Here is a 23208-nt window from a genome sequence, read left to right on the forward strand (position 1 = left end):
GCATCTAAGTCGGATATGGATTTTTCAAAATCAAGATAATTATGCATGGAAGAAATTTCTCCACCTCTCCATATAAAACAATGAAACCAGGGATAGGTTTTAATACTGCTTTTGCTTCTTAGCAAGAGGGTGATGATTTTTTACTAACTTTTGCAGTTTTTCTGGTACTAGATGAGTGTATATTTGCGTTGTTGATATATCTACGTGACCAAGAAGCGTTTGTATGGCACGTAAATCAGCTCCTTTTTCAAGAAGATGGCTTGCAAATGCATGTCGGATTATATGAGGGGAAATAATGTCCGCCTCGACTCCAGCACGAGAAGCCAAATTTTTTAGTTCTCGTGCAAAAACTTGGCGAGATAGGTGTCCTGTCTTTGAAGAGGAAGGAAAGAGCCAAGGACTCTTCTTTTTTTCTCCTATATTAGCTTGCATTTTTTTATACATTTCAAGGGCATTGAGAGCAGGTGGAGAAAGAACAACGAGTCGTTCTCTATTTCCTTTTCCGCGAATAATCATCGTGCGTTCTTTTAGAGTTAGGGCATGAGAAGAGAGTGTTACAAGCTCACTGACGCGCATACCAGTAGCATATAAGAGTTCTGTCAACAGAAGCATACGCATGCGTTTCCACTGTCCTGGAGAGGGATTCTCCGCTTCCATCGTAGCTTGCCTTAAAATCCGTTCAATAGCCTTTTGTCCTATGATTTTTGGGAGGATTTTGCCATTCTTGGGTAGCTCAAGTGAGCTGGCAGGATTGTCTTTGCGCAGTCCCTCAGTGTAAAGAAAGCCATAAAACTGTCGAATCGCAGATATTTTTCTCCTTTGAGAATGCTTTGCAAGATTTCCCTCAGATAGATGATGTAGATAAGTTATTAAGTCCTTGGAAGATGCTTGAGATAAGGAATTTTTTTTTTTCTCTAGAAAAAGTTGAAGACTCTCAAGGTCGCATTTGTAGGAAGAAAGCGTATTAAAGGTAGATGCTCGTTCGGAACTCATCATTTCAAGGAAGAGTTCTAAAACTTCTGAGCTTATTAGTTTTGTTTGTTGTAGTTCGTTTGTTTTCAAATCTCTTTTAATTTTTCTGAGGGTATGTTTGTTCCCACTTTTGCCGAATACATCCATAAGAATATATATTTCTTGATAGTGATATTGAGGTGATTCTGTTAAATAAATATTCTATCATTTTATTGAGGAAAAAACTTGGAATTTTTCCTTTCATCTAGATGGTTATGTGTGAAATTTTCATTTATTTGCTGAAATTTTTGCTCTTCTGCTTTTAAGTCGTTTTAAAGGATGAATTTTGATCGAATGTGTATATTGTTGCGTGCGCGTGCAACTTTAAGAGAAAAAAAAATTATTCTTGTTGGATTGATGGGAGCAGGTAAGACGACGATTGGTCGTATGGTATCGTTTAAACTTAAAATTCCTTTTGTGGATATTGATTGCGAAATTGAAAAATTATCATCGATGACCATACAGGATCTGTTTCATATTCGGGGAGAAGACGTTTTTCGATCTTTAGAATTGCAAGTTTTGAAGACCGTCTTGCAAGGAGGTCCTTGTGTTATTGCGACTGGAGGTGGAACTTTTATCAATGATAAATCTCGAGAATATATTCAGAAAAAGGGGATAAGCTTATGGTTGAAAGTTGATTTTGATATTCTGTGGACGAGGATCAAACGGAAGGATAATCGTCCTTTGCTTGATACTGTAAATCCACAGGAAACTTTGAGGGATTTAATGGCATCGCGGCATCCGATATATGCACAGGCAGATATGATTTTGCATTCATCTAATGGTTGCAAGGATGAAACAGCTAATTCTGTTATCAGAAGATTAGCCGATTTTAGGTATCTTGAACGGATAAGAAAAATATAAGACAAAATTTTAAGTTATTCATATGAGCCTTGCACGTTCTTATGATCCCGTCATTTTGATTAATAGCTACTGCTCATTAATAGGTTGGAATGGCATATTTAAGCAGGTTTCAAAGTTATTGTAATGATAAATATAGATCGATTCCCAGTGTATTTTTAAGTATTAGAGCATATTAAAGGATGGTTTTTATAGGATTTTATGTGTCGCCTCGGTTGTTTTCTAGGCACTCGTGAAAAACGAAAAAATTTGAGATTCCCAGGAAGATATGTGACGTAGTAGAAGATTCGACAACAAACAATCCCCCTTATACAATGACCATCACGATCTTGTGTTTTGTAGAAAAAGCAATGTCTTCAATTAACGCACAAAGTGCAAGCGATTTCGTATCTTGCCATAAAAAATCGGCTGGCGGAGCATTAAAGCATAAAAAAAACATGGCATTAATACTTTTTATATTGACCTTATTGGTTTTACCAACCCACCTCTTTTGGAGAGGTAATCATTGAGGATTTGCTTTTTTAGCAGTACAAGTGTTGTTCATTGCGGGAGGATTTGCTTAATAAAATCCGCATTCATTGGTGCGCATACACAGATTGATTCCTCTCTATAAGTAAAATGATAGGAATAAAAATATCCGTTATAAGGAAAATTTTTATAGATATTTTTAAACAATAAAGTTTTTTGTTATTGACGGAGATGTTCTAAGAAATTATGTGGGTTTTGTTTTTCTTATGTCGCAATTGTTAAATATGATTTTGTTTTTGATTCCGAATTTTTGAATTGAGGATGGTGACTATGATATATTGCACAAGGGTAATTTTTTATGTTTAAGCTATCATAAGAAGTTGCATCGTAACTATCATTCTTGATTTTGGATATGATTTTTTGTCGTGTATTAAAATGCGATAGGAAATATCTTTCTTTGGATGGAGACGTTTTCCTGTTGGAATGATTCTAGAATATCAGCGATCGCTTTCTTTTTTGTAAAAGAAACTATAAATCAACAAAAGGATACCTATGCTGTAGGATAAGGACAATCATGAGGGAAAGTTGGATTTTATGTTGACATGAGAAAAAAGAAAATCTTGTTTCACAAGTGATGTTTTGAAAGTGGTGTCAAAGTCTTTTCTTCAAAACGTTTTTGAATTTTGAAGATTATGGGATTAAGAGGAAGTGAATGGTTCTACGGAGTATATTTTTCACCAGGCGCGAGAGCTTCTATGGATAGAGCATGTAATTCGTCGTTCATTTCTGATTTTAAAATATCGTATATCTTCCTGTGTCGTGATATACGTTTCATTCCTATGAATTCTGTGGATATGATACGTATATGAATATGAGTTTCCCCAGAACCATCAAATTCTGGTTTATGTCCAATGTGGAGGTCGCTTTTGTTTATGACTTCGAGCTCCTTTGGAGTGAGTGAGGTTTGGAGTTTTTCTGTTATTCTAGCTTTAAATGGCGTACATGTGCTTTGCATTTTTCTTCCTATCAATGTAAGTTGTGGTCATAGTCGTATTAGTTGTTTATAATTTCTTGTTTTAACCTGCATAGTTAGTCATAGTAAATCGTTATGAAGCTTGATTCAAAATATTTTGACCGTATCCGAGCCCGAAAACGGGGGAAGAAATCTGCTCCGCGTGCTGCATCTTCCTCTGTATGTCAATGGGATAGCTGTAAGCGCATAGGGGAATATCGTGCACCGGTGGGAAGTGGCGCTGAAGGACAATTTTTCCTTTTTTGTTTTGATCATGTTAAGAGATACAACAAGGGATATAATTATTTTTTGAGCCTTTCTGACGATGAGATTGGGCGTTATCAAAAAGAAGCTGTAACTGGACATCGTTTCACTTGGACAGTGATTTCATATGCAGAAAGGTATCCCTTAGAAGATGGTTTTAATGATGAGGGTAAAAGAGAGAATGGTAATTCTTTTGCTTCTGGTCGATCGGTGGTGCGTCGCATGAACTCTTTGGAATGTAATGCATTTGAAACTTTGGGATTGTTATCTGACTCTTCTCCAGAGGAGATACGAGGACAATATAAGAATTTGGTTAAAAGACATCATCCTGATTCGAATGGTGGGGATCGTGGTTCAGAAGAGAGATTTCAGGCTGTAGTTCAGGCTTATAGATTTTTGAAGCAATCTGGATTTTGTTAGGTTGTTCTGGATAAAAATTTTTCCGTTGAGTGAATCAAGCCAGAGATAAAAGATGATGCGATGGATTTGTTTCTGATGTAGTTGTTGGGGGAGTATGGATGCAAACTCTCTTGGGGTTTTTTATACTGATACGGGTATAATAAAAGATGCATTATCAGCACTATCTAGAAAATCTCTTATCCCTTCTAAAAGACAATTCCTGAAAACCCATTTATTTATTCTAAAACATTTCTGGGTCTTCAAAATATTCTTAAAACAATATGTTAAGTATAGAGTTTTTTGAAATATTGGTTTTCTTCATTTTTAGAATCTTATGGATCATAAGATGATATAGAGGTCATATTATCCAAGTATAGATAAAAAATGCCAGCGTTTTAAAGAAATACGCATTTATATTATGGAAAAGGGCGATGTATTAGATGAATTTCATAGGTTTTGGGAAATTTTTTGGGCAATAATGAGTAAAAAACCAAAGAATCAGAGAAAGAAAAATACTGCCCACTTTGAATTATGTTTTCCTTGCGAAGTAAGAGCGAATCTTCTTTGGATGGAGATTATATTGAGGTTCAGAATCAGATAGATATCGTTTCGAAAGATTGAGATGCAGGGATCTTGATGCTAAACAAGCTATCATATTTAAGAAAATGCATCACTCCAAAAGAATGCGGGTATTGAATGAGGATTGAACTTGTTCCAATCTTCTGGACGACTGCTTTTCCTGCTATTGTAAATATGTATATTTTGATCAAATCAAGAGATAAAAACATCCTTATCAAATCCTTCAAAAACAGTTTTTGTGTTCGTTTAGGTGATGGTTTCCAACCTCTTTTTCGTGAAAGTAATATCAACGTGCTTTTATTTTGGAATTTCTTTGTGTTGAGGGGTGATCTCTACAGTGATTTTAGAACGGAACTGTATTTCATCTCTTGACGGGCATGATTCTTATCAATCAACGATGGGCATTAAGTCAATGGAACTTTTCTACCGGGGAAAGGGGGCTGAATAATAATGACAGAACACTATAGATTTGAATAAAAGGCAATAGCTCACTTTGCCATCTTGAAGTTTTTAAGTCCTTCAAGAGTATAAATGATCATCAAAGATATAATATTTTTCTCGTTGGATGATTACGAAAGTGGATAGTGGCACATCTTTTATAAAAATGGCTATCCTCATTAAAAAACACGCTTTGGAACAGTTTTTTTTTGGATTGGGTGTATTTCTGAGGACTATGAAAAGTGATCACTTTGAAAAACGTCCTCTGTCCCTAAAAAGAGTCATACCTTTCGGTTGAAAAGATGACATAATTTTATGAACGAATAGAATCCAGCTAATCCTTGCTCAGATTAACTTTAAGCGGGGGAATTCTTTGTCTTTCGGCGAGAGGGTCTATCACCCTTTTTGCCGTTATTCATGTCACCATTCTCACTTCCGAAACCTCAAGATTATCCCTAATATATGCAAAAAGACTTGAGAGAAGGTTTCAAGAGGATGTTGTAGAAGATTTTTTAATGATCTGGCTACGCAGAAGACGAGTGCGAGAAGATAGCTTGTCTTTTTTGGATTTTAAAAGGAACTTATCAAGTCCTCCTCTATGTTCCACTGAGCGCAAAGCATGTTTCGAAACACGCAACTGATAGCTTTGTCCCAGAACGTCTGAAATTAATGTGACATTGCAAAGATTTGGGAAAAACTTGCGTCTTGTTTTATTATTCGCATGGCTGACCGTATTCCCTGACATAACGGTCTTTCCAGTTAATTCACATACACGTGACATTCTATACTTACTCCTTTAGCTTGCATAGAGAAGAATTCTTTCTCATTTTTTGATCTCGAAAAATCATCTCTTATAAAGAATCTTACTCCAGATAGCATACACAACTATAAACTCTCTGTATTGAAGATATCCCAATAATTTTCCCAGATATGATTACATACATCCGTAGTATAAAAAATACTAGTCTTAGTGTAAAATATCCGGCATATAGCTTGCGAAAGCATGCACAAAAAGAACCGCGTATTTTGGTAAGGGAGGATATTTAGATTGGTATTATTGGTTTTTACAAAATATACGACATGTATAGGTTAAAATCCTATTCTTCTTTTTATATATTAGAAAATTATCTGTAGATCCTCTTTATCTCCTTATTTTCGGACAGAAGCCGAATCATATGGATGAAGATACCACGTGGCATATTTCGGTAGCACCAATTTTGGAAAGTAGTTCGCATGATATTTATTATAGATGAAAAGCGTTATCATATGACTAGAAGGGCTAAGACAAAAGTTTTCTGGAATTTGCATTCTTTGTATATGCTATTGTAAGGATAAAAGGTAATTTCGTGTGAGAAAAATTGAGCCCTATATTTTATAATTCAGCGTATAATTATACTCCTCAAAGATTATTGTATGAGTAGAAAAAAGAGTATCGTATAATTATATGAGGGATTTTTTTTAATAGGATAGATATTCTTTGGCCCAAGATTAAATAGGCTTTTCGAAAGGATGTCTCTTCGAGGCATTGATCTGGCTTTTAGCTTTTTTTAAAAAAAGATCTTTATGATATGGAAAGATCTGATAAGCGTATTTTTCCTGCTGTGGATATTACTAAATCTGGAATTCGCAAAGAAGAGTTGTAGATAGAAAGATAGGATCTTCAAAGTTCAGAATAAGAGTGACGGTATAATGACGGTTTTTCGCAGAAGAAATACGATGTTGGACTGAAATTTTCTATACTTTTTAAGTTTGAGTGATTGGATAGGCGATTTTGATATAAATCCTTCTAGGAAAACGCAATTTTCTCTTTATCTATCTGCGAATTTCCTTTTATCATTTTCGATTTCTGGGCTCATTATCGCTGATAAGCATTTCTGTCCAAGATAATACCTTTTGCTCAATTTATTGAATTGTGAAGTCTTTATTGTACAAGCATAACCATTTGGATCAGCCCCTATCATAACAAGATCATAAACTATAACTTTTCCCATTCTCAACGAATAAATATTCTCTAACAGACAAACTTTTAAGTACCCGTAAGATGAATTTTTCTCCATTGTATCCTTGGAAAAAGTCATTAAAAAACGGACTTTTTGCTCTCAGCAAGTGCCTACTACTTTTATGTGCTTCTTTTCAAAAAGCATTAAATTTAGAGCTGAAAGATCGCTTACAATATAAAACCAAAAAGTTATATGAGTACAACTCATATGGCTCATTATTGGTGGATTTTACATCATGCATAGCCAAAAATCTTCAAGCAAAAACCGAAAAGCATATTTTAAAACCTCAATAAACCCATGAGATTCCTCTGGAGTATGATACATCTTAAATGGAATTGTTTGAGGTAGATCTTTTGGAGCGGTTATGTTTATTCACCCAAGATGTTGTTCCTTGTATTTAAGGCTTTTGGTATGTTGATAAAGCTCTATTAAAAAGCTATGAGGAAGAAGAGAAAAGTGTCATTTAATTGATGATTTTTGGGTTTTTTTTACATTCCTTGGTTTTTAATATGAAAATTAAGAATAAATATAGTTTATAATCAATGGCTTGTGTTTATATTATGAGCCCAGTTAAAAGAAAAAAGTACAAGGGACTTCTCATCCGAAGAAAGATTAAATCAGGATTGTTATTGATAGGCTAAAACCAGTCCAAAACCTTTGCAGCATTAATATCCCAATAGTGCGTAGCGCTCCTATGAGAAACAATATGGAATCAAAGATATAAATTCTCGGGGTTCATGAGATTTAAGGGATTTGTTATACATCACAAAAATTGTTGTTCTCTGTATCAAATTTTAAAGATGGATTTCGTTTTTTAGGGCGAGATGCTTATCTGAATTTATCTTTACGATTACGAAGTTCCGTAAAAACCTCTAGATTACTTTTGTCTTTCATACACAAATTTTTTCGTATTGTAAAATCGTCTGTTCGCAAGAAAGGATTTGTTTTTTTTTCAAGAGATAGTGTTGTCGGATTCGTATAGCGCTTTTCGTTGAGGAGAGATTTTATATTGGAAAAATATTTTTGTAATTCTAAGTTGTTTGGATCATAAGATAGCGCAAAACGGGCATTAGTATACGTATATTCGTGTCCAAAGTAGATAGATGTTTCTTCTGGTAGAGAGGTTATCTTTTGTAAAGAATCAAACATTTCTTTGAAAGTTCCTTCGAATATTCTACCACATCCTAACGAGAATAAAGTATCACCAACGAAAAAGAGGCGATCTTTTAAAAAATAATAACAGATATGTCCGATGGTATGTCCTGGAGTGGAGAATATTTCCACAGGATGTTTCCCGAAATTTAGAATTTCTTTATCAGAAAGGGCATAATCAATGCCTGGGATTTTATGGAATTCTTTTAAGGGACCGAATATTGTGCAATTAAACAGTTTTTTGAGTTCCAAATTGGCTTGTATATGGTCTTTGTGATGGTGTGTATTGAAGATATGTGTAAGAATCCATCCTTTTTTTTCTAGAATATTCAAAATTATTTTAGTATTAGGAGCGTCAATAGTAGCTGTTAGCTGGCTTTCACTGTCATGAATGAGAGTACAAAAATTATCGTCACAGCAAAGAGAAGTTACTATATGAAGTGGTTTCATAGCTTTTAATTCCTATGAGGGAAGTTTTACGAAAAGGTTTACATTCATTTAGGAAAGATTAATTATAACTTTTAGATATGAATTGATTATAGCAGAGTTTTTATAGATGCGGGTTGATATTATTGAGCTTCAGCAGTTTTATGATTCGTGTCTTGGCAATTATGCCAAGGATGCTATTTCTGAAGTACTGACAACAGTATGGGACGACGTGACCGGAGATCGTCTTTTGGGATTGGGTTATGCGATTCCTTTTTTGGAATGTTTTAGTGGAAAAGTAGAACGCAATTTGGCATTTATGCCTGCTGGACAGGGCGCGATAAGTTGGACATATCAAGATCTTTCTGCAACGGCATTAGTGTCTGAAGAGGAATTGCCGTTATCTGATGCTTCAATTAATCGTGTTTTAGTTGTTCATTCCTTGGAATTTGCTGAGGATCCTTGCTTGATGTTGAATGAGATATGGAGAGTATTATCCGCTAATGGTCGTGTTATTATTGTGATTCCTAACCGATGCGGTATGTGGGCACGAATGGAATATACGCCTTTTGGTTGTGGTCAGCCTTATTCGTGTCACCAGATGATTTCTTTGTTGAAGGAGGCAAATTTTACGGTTTCTGGTATATCAAGAGCGCTTTTTTTCCCTCCAACGAACAAGGTCTTTATTCTGAGACTGTGGTCTTTATTTGAAAAGATTGGTCGTACATTTTGGCCAGGATTTTCTGGTGTTTATTTGATTGAAGCGAGAAAAATTTTATATCAAGGATTGCCGGTAGTAGAATCTAGGACAAAACGTATACTTCCGCCAGTTTTGGTTCCAACTGTATCGACTCGTGATAATAAATCATCTTCCATCATTTAAACGCGTCAAATATTTCTTTTTTCTCAAAAATAAATTATTATAAGGAGATTGATTGTGTGGGTTTCTACATTGAGATTTTGGTTTATGTTGACGTTTTCATAGGTTGGATAGATCTCGTTATTTGAATGTTGTATGGTTTTGATGAGTTATCTCGCCAATCAATCTTTTGAGATTTTAGTCTACAAATGATCAGTATAATTTTTAATATCACTCTACATATGGTGAAAAAAGATTTTAAGGATAGGGACAGGCGGCTACAATCCTCTCAGATGTTCTGATGGAGTTTGGGTTATTGATCAAAGTTTTTTCCTCCATCAATTTAAAGTCCTTTTGAAAAAAAAACATCGCTTGGATTATGGTTCGTCGGATATTTCGTAAGAAGTGAATGGATATCTATTATATCGTTACGAGATATTTGGTTTTTCCAAGCTAAGACTTATAGGATATATCTAGTATGGCAGATTTTATATTGTTGCAAAGGTAGAGATGTCCTTTTTTTTGAGCATCTGAGAATAATTGCAGGTTGTTTTATATCCGAGCGTTGTCAACTATAGTATGATCCAGCAATAACTGCCTTTTCCTTTTTTGTGCTTTACTTCGGATCCATGCGGTATCGTCGCCTTGTGCATTTTCCAGAACTATGCCTCTTTAATTTATCCAGCACTTGCTATGGTGCAATAAGTTGTCTTCTCTTACTACGAAGCCTCCTAAAACACCTCTATCTATACATCTAATTTTTTTAATACTCTGATGTGGTATAGTTTTTTGCCGTTTTATTCATAAACATCAGCAAAATATTTAATCAATTTTTCTTTAATAGGAAGAAAAATAAACCTCTTTTTAATAAACAATACTATGCCAAACAATAAGATAACGAAAACAGCAATCCAAAATGCTATCGTCATTAATATGTGACGATGGATGTGGTTTCGAAAAGGTTCCTTTATTGTTGTTAATTGCAAGTTTAAGCTTCTAAGAGTGTTTTTCTGGTCTCAATAAAGGTTTTTAAGAAGAAGAATCTGTAAAGGTCAGTGAAAGCCATTGTACCTCTGGCATACCAATTTTTCTTCCTCAACTCGTCTCTCAACGGAGATATGAGCATAAAGATCTTCCGTAACGAAAGGTGCAATCGAGTTCAATACTTTACAAATATTGTGAGAAACATATGAAAAACAGGAGAAAGTTTCTATACGCAAATCATAGTCTCCATCATTTAAAATGGGTTCCACATATCAATCACATAACTAAGGTTTTTTTCAGATTAAGGTGTGTGATTTTCTAGTAATTTTTCGTAAGTTGTCTTTGCCGAAATTGGAAGAGGCAAATGAGGATTCTCCTGAATAGTTTCCAGTAAAAGTTTTTTACTTTCGTATTCCATGTTGTCCTGAAGTTTTGCAAAAAAATCTTCTTTTGGCATACCAGGAGGAATCGGCGGCAAAATACGCACTTTAAAATTCCCTGGATAACGCATAAATCCTTTATGTGGCCAAAATAATCCAGCGTGTACAACAATTGGTATGACTGGAACGGAAAGAGAATTATATATGTGTGCAATGCCTTTTTTATAGATAGTTTTTGCGCCTGGAGGGCGACGTGTTCCTTCTGGATATATTACTAATTGTCGATTTTGTTCAACGGTTTTCTGAGAACGCTTTATGATATTCCTCATGTCGATCCGCTTGGAATTGCGATCAACTCCAATCATACCTAGTCGGAAGCAATACCATCCAAATAAAGGTATGTAAAATATACTACGCTTTACTATGAAGATGGGATCATTGAGGCATGTCAAAAAGAAAATAGTATCCCAAGAAGATTGATGTTTAATCGCTATGATACATCCTTTTGGGGGGATGTGTTCTAATCCTTCAACCTTCAAACATGTTTTTGTGACATATTTCAACAGTAATTGTTGAATATTAACCCATATCCTAGCAAAGCGCATAAACTGCTTCTTCGTAGAGAGCAGCCACAATGGAATAGAGATGATAGCTGCCAGAAGAATGTTGATACAGAAGAGTATATTGAAAATTATAGATCGAATGAGAATCATGGCATAACCTATGTTAGGATTATCCTATAATCTTATACTGCAACAAAGGCTGTAAAGATATTCGTGTGAATGATAATATCACTTTTAAGTATTCTATAAAGAGAACTTTTAACATTTGCAGTTTAGAGATAAAAACATTTCTTTGTGCAATGTTACTGACAACTGGATATGGAATGAACCTCGTAAACTTATCTATTTGTTTAAGTTCTAAGATGCTTCTAAGCATATGATAGTCACTAGTGACAATAAGAACCTTCTTGTATCTGTTCTTTCTAGCCCATTCAGATGACTCTCTAGCATTTTCAGTAGTATTGCGCGCCTCGTATCCTATATCGACATAGCACATTATTAAATTCTTTTTTTGAGGATTTTTTTGGAGAAATTTATTTTTACTAATAGAACGATGAACTCCTGACACGAGCAATCTTTCTCCTATTTTATTTTCAAGCAATTCAAATGCTTTTTCTATCCGGTTAGTTTCTCCTGTCAAGACAATAATAGCATTTACAGAGGGATTTTTAGGTATTTTTAGAGAATAAACAGATAGCACAAACGATAAAAATCCCCCTACTAGAAAAATGATAAATATAGTCAGGCTGTACCACAGATAACGCAAAATCGGATCCTAAAATATTATGAGATAAAAAATATTTTTATAATATCTCATATTGCATTTAATATAACCGCATTAAAGACATAAAAAATACAATGAATAGAGATAAAATCTTTGGATATGTGAATTAATATATGGTTTTTCAGGATATTTTGCAATTTCTAATGTAGGATCACTTTTCTAGAACTTATCTCTTGCAGGATGAAGTATCTTGTTAATTTGTGCTTTTAGTGTTTATTTTCTAGTTTTTTTATATATCCTTGGAAATATTTGGTATTCGAATTATCGAAAATAGTGATTTATAATCAAAGCTTTAGATGATTTTTTGATGTCTATGATGAATTTTCTCAAAGAGACGGCTTATTCTCCTCATTTCAGTAAGGCTCTTGCAAAGCATACATTATTTTCATCATTGTGATGAAAAGAGGCGTTAAAAGGTTAGGAGGGGTATAACTCAAAATCTATGGTAAAACCGACGGAACTCTGATGCAGAGATAGTTGGATATTAAGGTATTGATTATGCTTTTATTGTATCTTTATAGAGTAGCAAGGTTATAAAATTATTATAAATGAAATTTCTCTTTATTAAGAATTGAGGCTGATTGATTTTGATCATTCTACTGTAGACTCATTTCCCCATCGATTTTATTGAATTCCTAGAATCGTGTGAAATTTTCAAATAATATTTCCTAAAACAAATGCATTAGGATGAAAGTGATCTGTAAAAAATAAAATTTATAGTTTTAAGATTCAGAAAGTATCTCGTAAAAGATTGTAAATGGCACATCTTTGATAAATTGGATTTCAAAACAGATTCCCATGCTTACCTTGTGTTTTTGGATAGAAAATGTATTTTTAAAAGAGATAAAATATGTATTTTCCCGAAAGGATTTAAAGCCTGAAGGTATAAAAAGGCGATGTGACAAAGATCCAAAAATGGAAATCCCAAAAGATTAGATCACTATAAGAAATAAAATTTGTAAATTTTCATTAAAGATTCACAGAAAATCCGTCTTTTTTTCAGAGTGTGATGCCATCTCTATTTCTAGCTTACCGTAGCGCCTATGCCAAAAATAATATGAAATAGGCAAGAAGATTACATAGAGTAGTACACTGATAATGAGAAATTCCCAGAAGAAATGGATCATAAATGTTATATAAGTGACAGACCCAAGAATAGCTGGTAATGCGAAATCCCTGAGAAGATTTTTATGGATATTGATTCTTTTCCCAGACCAGACGGGCAATCGTGAGCACAATAAGAAACCAATGATCATGCTGTAGACTGCTGAGCTATAGCTATACATTGTGCCGATTGGAAATCCTAAAAAGCTTATATATACTGGTAAAAGTAGCAATATTGCCCCAAATGGCGCAGGTATGCCCATAAAATACTCATTTTGCCAAGTTTCTTTTTGATCACATTCGTTCATCACATTAAAGCGTGCTAGGCGAAGACTGGTCGCAACAGTATATACAAGAGCGGCACTCCACCCAAAGGTATGAGCTTTTTGCAATACTGCAATATAAGCTACTAAAGAAGGAGCAACACCAAAATTAACGATATCTGCGAGCGAATCCATCTGTCCGCCAAATTTTGAAGTTGCTTTCATAAGACGTGCGATTCGACCGTCGATACCATCAAGGAAAGCTGCTACGAGAACCATATATACTGCTTTTTCGAATTGTCCTTCTAAGGACAGCCTAATCCCGCTAAATCCTGCGCATATCGCAAGAATCGTTATTACATTAGGAAAAATAAATCTGAATGGTCGAACTTCGCGTGCTTGAGGTTTGCCCTCAAATCTTCGATTAGGAGGGAAAGTAGTAGGATCTTCAGGATTCTCGTTTTTCACCAATAATTTCCTCACTACATTATCGAATCACACACCATGCAACACTTTCCTATCAAGTGCGGCATACCAGCAGGGGACTTTTGGTCGAGTTAAATTCTGCGATAACGGTTTCTCCTGCTATGGTTTTTTGGTCAATTGCAGTGCGTATATTGGCATGCTTTGGTAAGAAGATGTCTACCCGTGAACCAAAGCGGATTAGTCCGAATCGCATTCCCGTTTCAACCTCCATAGATGGTTTAATCCAGCAAACTATTCTGCGTGCGACGGCTCCTGCAATTTGTACTATGCCAACTTTTCCGTGAATCGTCTCAATCACCAAACTATGACGCTCATTGTGTTCACTGGCCTTGTCAAGATCAGCACTCATGAACTTCCCATTACGATGGACGCTTTTTATAACTTCACCGCTGATAGGTATACGATTTACATGGCAATCAAAAATATTCATGAATATAGAAATACGAATCATTGATTCGTCGTCAAGTTCCAATTCTGGGGGGGGAGAGATACTGCATATTGAGGATACGCATCCATCAGCAGGGCTTATAAACAAATCTGGATCTATAGGGGTTACTCGTTCTGGATCTCGAAAAAAATACGCACACCATAAGGTTAAGATGAGTCCTATCCAAAATATACAATGAATATATATACCGATAAGTATTGAGAGTGCAAAAGTAGATATTACAAATGGCCAGCCATGAAAATGGATGGGCACTAGAGTTTTACGTATCGTTCTTATGAGATTCATGAACAGAAATTCTCCTAAAGTTATACAAAAACGCTTACGCTTTTAGCTAGATAACGTTTTGGCACCATGCCAATCTAGCAATCTACAACAGTAATGTAAATCTTCAAGTTTACGATATGGTCATTAACCAGATCAAAACAGGGTAGTTGTCAGATTCTCCTATGCTATAAAATATTTCTTTAAATTTTATTTATTTGAATTCTTTTGTTGTTTCATCCACATGGAGGCATAAATGCCATTGCGTGATATGAGATCTGCATGGGATCCATACTCTATAATTTTTCCTTCGTGCAAGACAATGATCTGATCAGCATTGATAATCGTAGATAATCTATGAGCAATGATTAAAGTAGTGCGATTTTTTGATAAGGAATCCAACGCTATTTGGATTTGTTGTTCCGTAATTGTATCAAGAGATGAGGTTGCTTCATCAAAGATCAAGATGGGAGGATTTTTAAGAATGGTACGGGCTATGGCAATACGCTGTTTTTCTCCTCCTGATAATTTTAGTCCACGTTCTCCCACTATAGTTTCATAGCCGTTTGGTAAATTCGCAATGAGCGATTTGAGTTGAGAAACTTCAACAGCGGCATCTAACTCTGCATTGGATGCATCAGGGCGTCCATAGAGAATATTATAACCTATTGTATTATTAAATAGAATTCCATCTTGTGGAACTATACCAATGGCTTCTCGCAAGGATTCTTGGGTAACTGTTCGTATATCTTGTCCATCAATATGAATAGAACCGTTTTGTATATCATATAATCGATAAATAATTCTGGAAATAGTCGATTTTCCAGATCCAGTTTTTCCAACAAGTGCCACTGTTTTTCCAGCTGGTATTTCAAACGAAATCCCTTTGAGAATCGGACGATCAGGATTATAATGAAAGAAAACATTGTCGAAGGTTACAGAACTTCGGTTTATTTTTAAGGCTGGAGCGCTCGGTTTATCCTCTATTTCTATTTTTTCATCGAGAAGATACAATAAAGTTTCAATTTCGACGAAACTTTGACGGGCGTCCCGGTAAATTGTTCCAATGATATCTAGTGGTCTAGAAAGTTGTGAAAGCAGCGCATTCATGAAGACATAGTCGCCAATGGTTTGTTGTCCAATGTAGATGGCGCGAGCTGACATGATCATGAGTATTACCATTCCTGCACTGAAAATTATTCCCTGACCGAGGTTTAGCCATCCCAGAGACGTTAAAACAGGTATTGCTGCTCGTTCATATTGTGTTATGGATTGCTCAAAATTTTTGATTTCAAATTTTTCAGAATTAAAATACTTGACTGTTTCAAAATTAACTAAAGCGTCTAAAACCTTAGCGTTACATTCGTGACTAAGATCGTTCATTTTCCGAAAAATACCTATACGCCAATTACTTGCCTGTATCGTAAACCAAGAATAGAGAATAATTGTAAGTGCGACTACTACGACATAAGTATAGCCATAAAAAATCCATAAGAAAATCATGGCGGTCAAAAATTCAAAAATTGTTGGTATCAAATAAACAACTATAATACGAACGATTGCTTCTATACTTCTAATTCCACTTCCTATAGCAGAAGATAGTCTTCCAACTTTGTATTCAAGATGAAAGCGTTGTGATAAGTTGTATATATGTGAGAAAACTTGATAATGCAGGGTGCGTACCGCGTATTGCCCAACTTTAGCAAAGAGGAAATCACGGAGTTGAACCAACACTAAGTTCATGATACGCATCATGCCATAAGCAATGATCAGAACTGTGCCCCATTTGAGATAGGTTTCTTCCTCGGCAAGAAATGATTTGTTGGACAGATAATCCGTTGCCCCTTTATACAGAAAAGGGATTCCAAGTAACAATAACTTGGATGTGACAAGAAAGAACATCGCGCCTAAAATCCGTATTTTTAGATCTTTGCGATCCCTCGGCCATAAGTATGGAAAAAGCTTTTTGAGGATACTAGAAGTGGTGCGAAACATTAATGACATTTTCAGGAAGATTGCAGATCTATAATCAACTTACACTGTATAAGCATACAATTTTTAATATAGTTTTAAAAGACAAAACACGTAGCAATAAATATTATTCAGGAATAAAATTTTCTTATAAAAAAGCTATAATCAGAACAATCGGATTGATTGCTTTGCAAAAAAAAACTGATCATAAATCCCATGACTGTTGATTATAATAGAAATATCTCTTTTCTTAACCTTTGGAAACAAGGGAAAAAGCGATAAAAAAAAGTATAATCATTTAAAATCAATGCCATGGGATCTATAGTACCAGCCAATGAAAAGACGATCTTTGAAAACAGACGAATCTAAGATCTTGTTATCTTAGCAGAGGAAATTATCTTATTCTTTGTTGCAAGCATCCAAGTATGCTGGGATTGCATAGATAACTGAGGCACACATTACGATACTAAAAGCAACTATCTCTATTGGGCTTACACTCTGCTTCAGTAAGAAAATAGTGTTTATAAGCATGATAGTCGGCGCAATGTATTCCATGATCCCTATATAAGATAACCTCGTTATTTTAAGAGCATACGAAAACGTGCAGAACAAAATTCCATTAATTAAACCGTATCCAATTAATAGCATCGCATAATGAGTGTCTTTCACAAAGTAACTGCTTTCCCCTACAATCTTTGTGAAGCCGAATGCGATAACAGTAGCCGGAATTGAGAGAGCGATCATTTCTAGGAGAAAGCCGCTATTAGGATCAGCAGGAATCGTCTTCCGAAAGAAAGCATAGATGCTCCATGTCCCAGCGATTGCTAAGGATAGCCATGGTAGGCCACCAACACCTGTGGACATTATACCGATAGCAACAACTATTAAACCGATAGGAATAATTTGCGAGCGTTTTAAAGGTTCTTTAAGAAGAATAGTACCTAGAGAGATGGATAGGAGGGGACTGATAAAGAAAGCGAGCGATGCCTTCAACAAATTTCCTGACACCACAGAGTATATATAAAGACCCCAGTGAGCAGCTAGAATCATTGCATTTATCATAATCTTTAATAATACTTGGGGATTTTTGCAGATAGACTTTACTGCATGTAGTCCCTCAAAAAACGCAACGGCTAATGCAATGGCTGGCAAGGACCATAGAACACGATGGGCAATGATCTCAATGACGTTTATCTCGCTCATGAATCTCATATATAGAGGAACAAATCCCCAGCAAATGTAGGTCAGGAACGATATAATAACGCCATGACTGCCGCCAATAGCTTTGGATTGTTTTGAGATTCCGGAATTCAGAGAGTTTTGCTTAATCATGATAGAATCCTATAAGAACGTATTAAAGAAATTAACCAAAATAGAATATTATAAGAAGACTATATACTTTTAATTAGTAAATTCAATCCAATATAACGCTTGATAGGCTCATTATCAGTCTTCCAAGATGCTTAATTTTTCATCTGTTTTTATTTTGAGAATTGCGCAGATTTTAGTACAATAAGAAAAAGATATCCTTTTCCTATAAATTAGCTCTTCTTTAAGGAGGTGTCTTCATCGCTTTCTTTTTTGCGGGCATCCAAATACGCTGGGATTGCATAGATAACTGAAGCACATATTACAAGGATAAAGACGATCGTCTCTTCTGGGCTTACGCTCTGCTTCAGTAAGAAGGCAGTGTTTATAAACATAATAGTCGGAGAAATATATCCCATAATCCCTATGTAAGATAATCTCGTTATTTTAATGGCATACGAAAATATGCAGAAACCAAGCCCGCTGCTTAAACCGTATCCAAGTAATAGCATTGTATGAGAAATGCTGGTTAAAAAGTAAATCTTTTCTCCCGTAACCTTTTCAAGCCCGAATGTAATAAAAATAGCTGGAATTGTGAGGACTATCATTTCTAGGAGAAAGCCACTATTAGGACCGGCAGGGATTGTCTTGCGACAGAAAGAATATACGACCCATGTTCCGGCTATCCCCAAGGATAGCCATGGTAAATTTCCAATTCTTATGAACATTATAGCTATAGCAATAGCTATTAAACCGATAGGGAGAATTTGCGATGGACTTAAAGGATCTTTGAGAAGAATAGCGCCTATTAATATGGATATAAGGGGACACATAAACATCCCGAACGATGCTTCTAATGATTTTCCTGAAATTGAGGCGTATATAAATAAAAACCAGTGGATAGATAGAATACCTGCATTTATTATCAGTCTTAATAATACTTGGGGTTTTGTAAGTGCAGACCTCACCACATGTAGTCCCTCAAAAAGAGAAACGGACAACATCATTATTGGCAGTGTCCATAGGACACGTTGGGCAATGATCTCGATAGCGTTTACATCTTTTATGAGCCTCAAATATAGAGGAGAAAATCCCCACCAAATTTGAGATAAGAAAGACAAAAAAAAACCATGATTGCCAGAAAAAAATGTGGATTGTTTTGAGATGTTGGAATTTAAAGAGTTTTTCTTATCCATAATAACCCCTATAAGAACGCGTCAGAAAAATGAGCTAAAATAGAATATTATAGCAATTATATATACTATAGTTAGATAAAGCAAACCGGAACAACTATTAGTGATTGTTTTATAGTGATTCAAAGACGCTCAATTTTTTCATCTGTTTTTATTTTGAGAATTGCGCAGATTTTAGTATAATAAGAAAAAGATATCCTTTTCCTATAAATTAGCTCTTCTTTAAGGAGTTATCTTCATCTCTTTCTTTTTTGCGGGCATCCAAATACGCTGGGATTGCGTAGATAGCTGAGGCGCATATTACAAGGCTAAAGGCGATTATTTCTTCTAGGCTTACGCTCTTTTTAAGCAAGAAGACTGTGTCCATAAAAATGATAGTCGGTGTAATGTATCCCATGATCCCGATATAAGATAATTTTGTTATTTTAATGGCATACGAAAATATGCAGGCAAAAAAACCACTGATTGCACTGTATCCAATCAATAATATCGTATAAGAAGAGTTGTTCAAAAATCCACTTTTTCCCCCCGTAATCTTTGTGAAGCCGAATGCGATAACAGCAGCTGGAATTGAGAGAACAATCATTTCTATGAGCAAGCCACTATTAGGATCGGCAGGGATTGTCTTCCGATAGAAAAAATATATGCTTCGTACTCCGGCAATTGCCAAGGATAGCCATGGTAGGCCACCAACACCTGTGGACATTATACCGATAGCAATAACTATTAAACAGATAGGAATAATTTGCGAGCGTTTTAAAGGTTCTTTAAGAAGAATAGTACCTAGAGAGATGGATAGAAGAGAGCTGATAAATAAACCGAGCGATACTTCCAGTGGCTGTGATATTGTAGTATATGTAAATAAAAACCAGTAGAGAGCTAGAAGGCCTGCATTTATCACAATTCTTAATAATACTATAGGATTTTTGATGATGGATTTTACCGCATGTAGTCCCTCAGAAAACATAACGGCTAATGCAATTGATGGCAAGGACCATAGGACACGATGGGCAATGATCTCAATAGCGTTTGTGTCGCTTATGAAGCGAAAATATAGAGGGGAAAATCCCCACCAAACATGAACTAGGAGTGACAAAAAAACTCCGTGACTTCCAGAAAAAGTTGTGGATTTTTTTAAAATCCTAGAGTTTAGAGAGTTCTGCTTAGCCAGGACAAACACCTATAAGAGCGCGTGAGAAAAATTAGCCAAAATAGCATATTGTGAATATTCTATTTGATATAGATAGGAAATACAATCTAATAATACAACTTATTAGTTGTTGATAATGCTTCAAAGGCGATCAATTTTTTCATCTGTTTTTATTTTGAGAATTGCGCAGATTTTATTACAATAAGAAAAAGGTATCTTTGAATTTTGTAAGAATTCTTTTTTTCCTCAATTATAAAAAAACACGCATCCAAAAAGCGAGTAAATCACCTAGAATATTTAGAATCGTCTCTATAAGTAAGAAATATTTTTATATCTATGGATGAGAATCTATTTTTTTGCCTCCCAAGAGGTAAAGCGTTTTCCGCTATTAGGATCTTTGTGATCTTTTAGAAAAAAACCTTTGCTTTCCAGAGAATTTCTTATGTAATCCGCCGCCGGGAAATTCTTTTCTTCCAGAAGAAGGAGGCGTTGTTGTACTAATTTTTCAATGGATTCTGATATTTTTTGATTGAGATCATCTTGAGGAAGTTTGATTCCCAAAATATTTGCACTTGCGATAAATGTGGAAAGCAGTTCAGAATTTTTATTTGCGTCGTGAGCTAATCTATGGAGTGCTTGTGTTGCTTCTACGGTATTGAGATCGTTGAAGAGTGCAGAAAGAACTGAAAAATCAGGTTTATTCCCAGATTCAGCAGTTTGTGGCCATTTGGATAGTATTTTTTCGGCTTCTATTAAACGATGAACGGTGAAATTAATGGGTTCACGATAATGAGTCATCAGCATGGCTAAGCGTATTACTGGAGCGGGCCAAGAGCGTCCACCAAATTTTTTGGATTTGAGAAGGTCGTTAATAGTGATGAAATTCCCTTCGGATTTTGACATCTTTCGACCTTCCAGGTTTAGAAAGCCGTTGTGGATCCAGATATTGGACAGTGTTTCTGTGTGATAAGCGCAGCAAGATTGTGCAATTTCGTTTTCATGATGTGGAAAAATTAAATCAAGTCCCCCACCATGAATATCAAATGATTGACCCAGATAATGAGAACACATAGCAGAACATTCTATGTGCCAACCAGGACGACCTCTTCCCCAAGGAGATTCCCATCCTGGTTCTTTTTCCCCGGAAAGTTTCCAAAGAACAAAATCAGTGTGATTTTTCTTATGGGCATCCGCCGGTACGCGTGCTCCTATTTTTTGCTTTTTAATATCGCGTTTAGAGAGGCATCCGTAATTTTTTACAGAATTTGTATCAAATAAAATTTCTCCATTCGATTCATATGCATGTCCATTTGTAGTAAGCTTTTTTATTAAGTCCACCATTTGAGGAATATGTTTTGTAGCACGTGGCTGATGTGTGGGGACAAGACACCCAAGTATATCTGCATCTTTGAGAAATTGTTGTTCGGTTTTTTCTGTAACGATGCGCATCGCATCTTTAATTCGCATAGACGGATAATCTTGACGAGCACGTACAATGATTTTGTCATCTATGTCTGTAATATTACGGACATAAGTTACGCATTTTACACCATAAATATATCGGAGCAATCGATATAATACATCGAAAACAATAAGGGGTCTGGCATTGCCAATATGGGCAAAATCATAAACAGTCGGACCACAAACATACATCCTAACATTGGTGGGATCTATTGCTTGGAATTCAGTCGTTTTGCGTTCCAAAGTATTGTATATTTTCAGGGTGTTTTTCATATAAAGATCTTTTCACAAGGTGGATATCCATAACACTTATTGCCAATATTATATTCATGTTGCAACTTTGAATTGATACGACCTGAATATGTAGAGCAAGAGAATCTGATCGATTCTATAGAGAGTACAGAATCTCTGTATATCTACCCCTGCGATAAATACTACAGTATCGGTAAAAAATCAAAATTGTATTGTATAACTACTGTAAAATTTTTCTATAGGGAGGGGGGAGAGGTTCTTCTTGCACCTTGATTGAAAACACTCTTCTTATCACGTCTCTAATATCATAGATAAGGATCGTTGACCCAAATCAACGCAAGACATTGCTCTTAAAACGGCAGGATCACATTAATCATATAACTTGATAAGATATTTCTCAATTCTAGCAAGAATGATTCATTTAACTTATGCCATCTACTTTCTCAAATGAGAATTCTGAACGAGACAAAAGGGATGTAGAAGACTTCTATCCCTCAATATCCTCGTCGGAAAATAGGATTTAAACTATATCGCCGTCTTTGACATAATGAGGATTATAAACCGTTATTTACAAATCCTAAAGGGGGAATAAGGTTTCCTTCGTCGGCATAAACGATTGTTTTGCGTGAATCAATTCATGAATAAAAAGGATTCGTTAAAAGAGTAAGACAGAAAGATTTTTCCTCTATATGGAAGGAGATCTTCCTGCTACAAGAGAAAAAGAGATGAGTCGACGGGAGAACATTTAAACAGACAATCTTTTTCTAAATACCCTATGATATCCCCATACTGCGCGAGGGACGAGGAGGGGGGCATTATCGTAGATTTATTCACCTTTAATGGATTATTGCCGTATTCTTCTTACGTAATTTTTAACAACGGCATCAATTAATCTTATACTTGCCCGTTTGTTTAAGATCAGTAAGAAATATAAATATTTATGGCTTCTGCGTCTTTCTTGTGCCATATCGCGTTTTGCATAGCTCTCCGCGCGATATATTTCGATATACTTCTATCCGGTTTTTATGATGTCTTTAAATATATACCCTTGTATGGCTTTTTGTTGAACATAAACGTCCACGGGGGGGCTGCGGGATAATGCTCTTGTTAAAGCGGATGTCTTTTCATGGA

17 protein-coding genes and 1 pseudogene are annotated in these 23208 nt (G+C 35.4%); 3 read left to right on the forward strand and 15 right to left on the reverse strand.

Annotated elements, in window-relative coordinates; all coding sequences use genetic code 11:
* Positions 1-99: 99 nt before the first annotated feature.
* Positions 100-1062, reverse strand: coding sequence for a tyrosine recombinase (locus H0G72_RS02525; RefSeq protein WP_259345107.1), 963 nt, complete (start codon positions 1060-1062; stop codon positions 100-102).
* Positions 1063-1290: 228 nt separating this feature from the next.
* Here H0G72_RS02525 and H0G72_RS02530 point away from each other — a divergent pair, with 228 nt between their 5' ends.
* Positions 1291-1875 (forward strand): shikimate kinase, encoded by a 585-nt coding sequence (locus tag H0G72_RS02530; protein ID WP_182017225.1) that lies wholly within the window; start codon positions 1291-1293, stop codon positions 1873-1875.
* A gap of 307 nt (positions 1876-2182) precedes the next feature.
* On the opposite strand, the pseudogene mraY reads toward H0G72_RS02530, so the two are convergent.
* Together mraY and H0G72_RS02535 are read right to left on the reverse strand one after the other, a co-directional pair.
* Positions 2183-2305 (reverse strand): annotated as a pseudogene (gene mraY, locus H0G72_RS06225) (phospho-N-acetylmuramoyl-pentapeptide-transferase); the annotation flags it as partial.
* Positions 2306-3058: 753 nt separating this feature from the next.
* Positions 3059-3355 carry a BolA family protein gene (locus H0G72_RS02535; RefSeq protein WP_182017226.1) on the reverse strand — a complete coding sequence of 99 codons (297 nt, stop codon included), beginning with the start codon at positions 3353-3355 and terminating at the stop codon, positions 3059-3061.
* A 93-nt stretch (positions 3356-3448) separates the two neighbouring features.
* Here H0G72_RS02535 and H0G72_RS02540 point away from each other — a divergent pair, with 93 nt between their 5' ends.
* Entirely contained in the window at positions 3449-4036 is a 588-nt protein-coding gene (locus H0G72_RS02540; RefSeq protein ID WP_182017227.1) for a J domain-containing protein, read from the forward strand.
* Between the two features lie 1483 nt (positions 4037-5519).
* Here the strand turns inward: H0G72_RS02540 and rpmB are convergent.
* The 3 genes from rpmB to gloB all read right to left on the reverse strand — a co-directional run bounded on the left by rpmB (position 5520) and on the right by gloB (position 8634).
* Positions 5520-5813 carry a 50S ribosomal protein L28 gene (rpmB, locus tag H0G72_RS02545; protein ID WP_182017228.1) on the reverse strand — a complete coding sequence of 98 codons (294 nt, stop codon included), beginning with the start codon at positions 5811-5813 and terminating at the stop codon, positions 5520-5522.
* Positions 5814-6840: 1027 nt separating this feature from the next.
* Entirely contained in the window at positions 6841-7089 is a 249-nt protein-coding gene (locus tag H0G72_RS02550) for a hypothetical protein (protein WP_182017229.1), read from the reverse strand.
* 771 nt (positions 7090-7860) lie between these two features.
* The gene (gene gloB, locus H0G72_RS02555) at positions 7861-8634 is read right to left on the reverse strand and encodes a hydroxyacylglutathione hydrolase (RefSeq protein WP_182017230.1); all 774 of its coding nucleotides are present in this window, start codon (positions 8632-8634) and stop codon (positions 7861-7863) included.
* A 106-nt stretch (positions 8635-8740) separates the two neighbouring features.
* Between gloB and H0G72_RS02560 the strand changes: the two genes are divergently transcribed.
* On the forward strand, positions 8741-9493 hold the full coding sequence (locus tag H0G72_RS02560; protein WP_182017231.1) for a class I SAM-dependent methyltransferase: 753 nt from the start codon (positions 8741-8743) through the stop codon (positions 9491-9493).
* A 1261-nt stretch (positions 9494-10754) separates the two neighbouring features.
* On the opposite strand, the gene H0G72_RS02565 is transcribed toward H0G72_RS02560, so the two are convergent.
* The 9 genes from H0G72_RS02565 to cysS all read right to left on the reverse strand — a co-directional run bounded on the left by H0G72_RS02565 (position 10755) and on the right by cysS (position 22098).
* Positions 10755-11546, reverse strand: a complete 792-nt coding sequence (locus H0G72_RS02565) for a lysophospholipid acyltransferase family protein (RefSeq protein WP_182017232.1) — start codon at positions 11544-11546, stop codon at positions 10755-10757.
* Between the two features lie 19 nt (positions 11547-11565).
* Positions 11566-12096, reverse strand: a complete 531-nt coding sequence (locus tag H0G72_RS02570) for a YdcF family protein (protein WP_310649478.1) — start codon at positions 12094-12096, stop codon at positions 11566-11568.
* Positions 12097-13157: 1061 nt separating this feature from the next.
* Positions 13158-14018, reverse strand: coding sequence for a CDP-diacylglycerol--serine O-phosphatidyltransferase (pssA, locus tag H0G72_RS02575; RefSeq protein ID WP_220456085.1), 861 nt, complete (start codon positions 14016-14018; stop codon positions 13158-13160).
* 49 nt (positions 14019-14067) lie between these two features.
* On the reverse strand, positions 14068-14766 hold the full coding sequence (locus tag H0G72_RS02580) for a phosphatidylserine decarboxylase (RefSeq protein WP_182017235.1): 699 nt from the start codon (positions 14764-14766) through the stop codon (positions 14068-14070).
* A 186-nt stretch (positions 14767-14952) separates the two neighbouring features.
* Positions 14953-16746: an ABCB family ABC transporter ATP-binding protein/permease gene (locus H0G72_RS02585; protein ID WP_259345108.1), complete on the reverse strand. Its 1794-nt coding sequence runs from the start codon at positions 16744-16746 to the stop codon at positions 14953-14955.
* Positions 16747-17112: 366 nt separating this feature from the next.
* Positions 17113-18045 (reverse strand): EamA family transporter RarD, encoded by a 933-nt coding sequence (gene rarD / locus H0G72_RS02590; RefSeq protein WP_182017236.1) that lies wholly within the window; start codon positions 18043-18045, stop codon positions 17113-17115.
* Positions 18046-18254: 209 nt separating this feature from the next.
* Positions 18255-19217, reverse strand: a complete 963-nt coding sequence (rarD, locus tag H0G72_RS02595) for an EamA family transporter RarD (protein ID WP_182017237.1) — start codon at positions 19215-19217, stop codon at positions 18255-18257.
* Between the two features lie 208 nt (positions 19218-19425).
* The gene (locus H0G72_RS02600; RefSeq protein ID WP_182017238.1) at positions 19426-20310 is read right to left on the reverse strand and encodes an EamA family transporter; all 885 of its coding nucleotides are present in this window, start codon (positions 20308-20310) and stop codon (positions 19426-19428) included.
* A gap of 402 nt (positions 20311-20712) precedes the next feature.
* A complete protein-coding gene (cysS, locus tag H0G72_RS02605) occupies positions 20713-22098 on the reverse strand; it encodes a cysteine--tRNA ligase (RefSeq protein WP_182017239.1) in 1386 nt (461 codons plus the stop codon).
* Between the last annotated feature and the right edge of the window lie 1110 nt (positions 22099-23208).

The sequence above is a fragment of the Candidatus Liberibacter sp. genome (assembly GCF_014048425.1).
Lineage (GTDB): Bacteria > Pseudomonadota > Alphaproteobacteria > Rhizobiales > Rhizobiaceae > Liberibacter.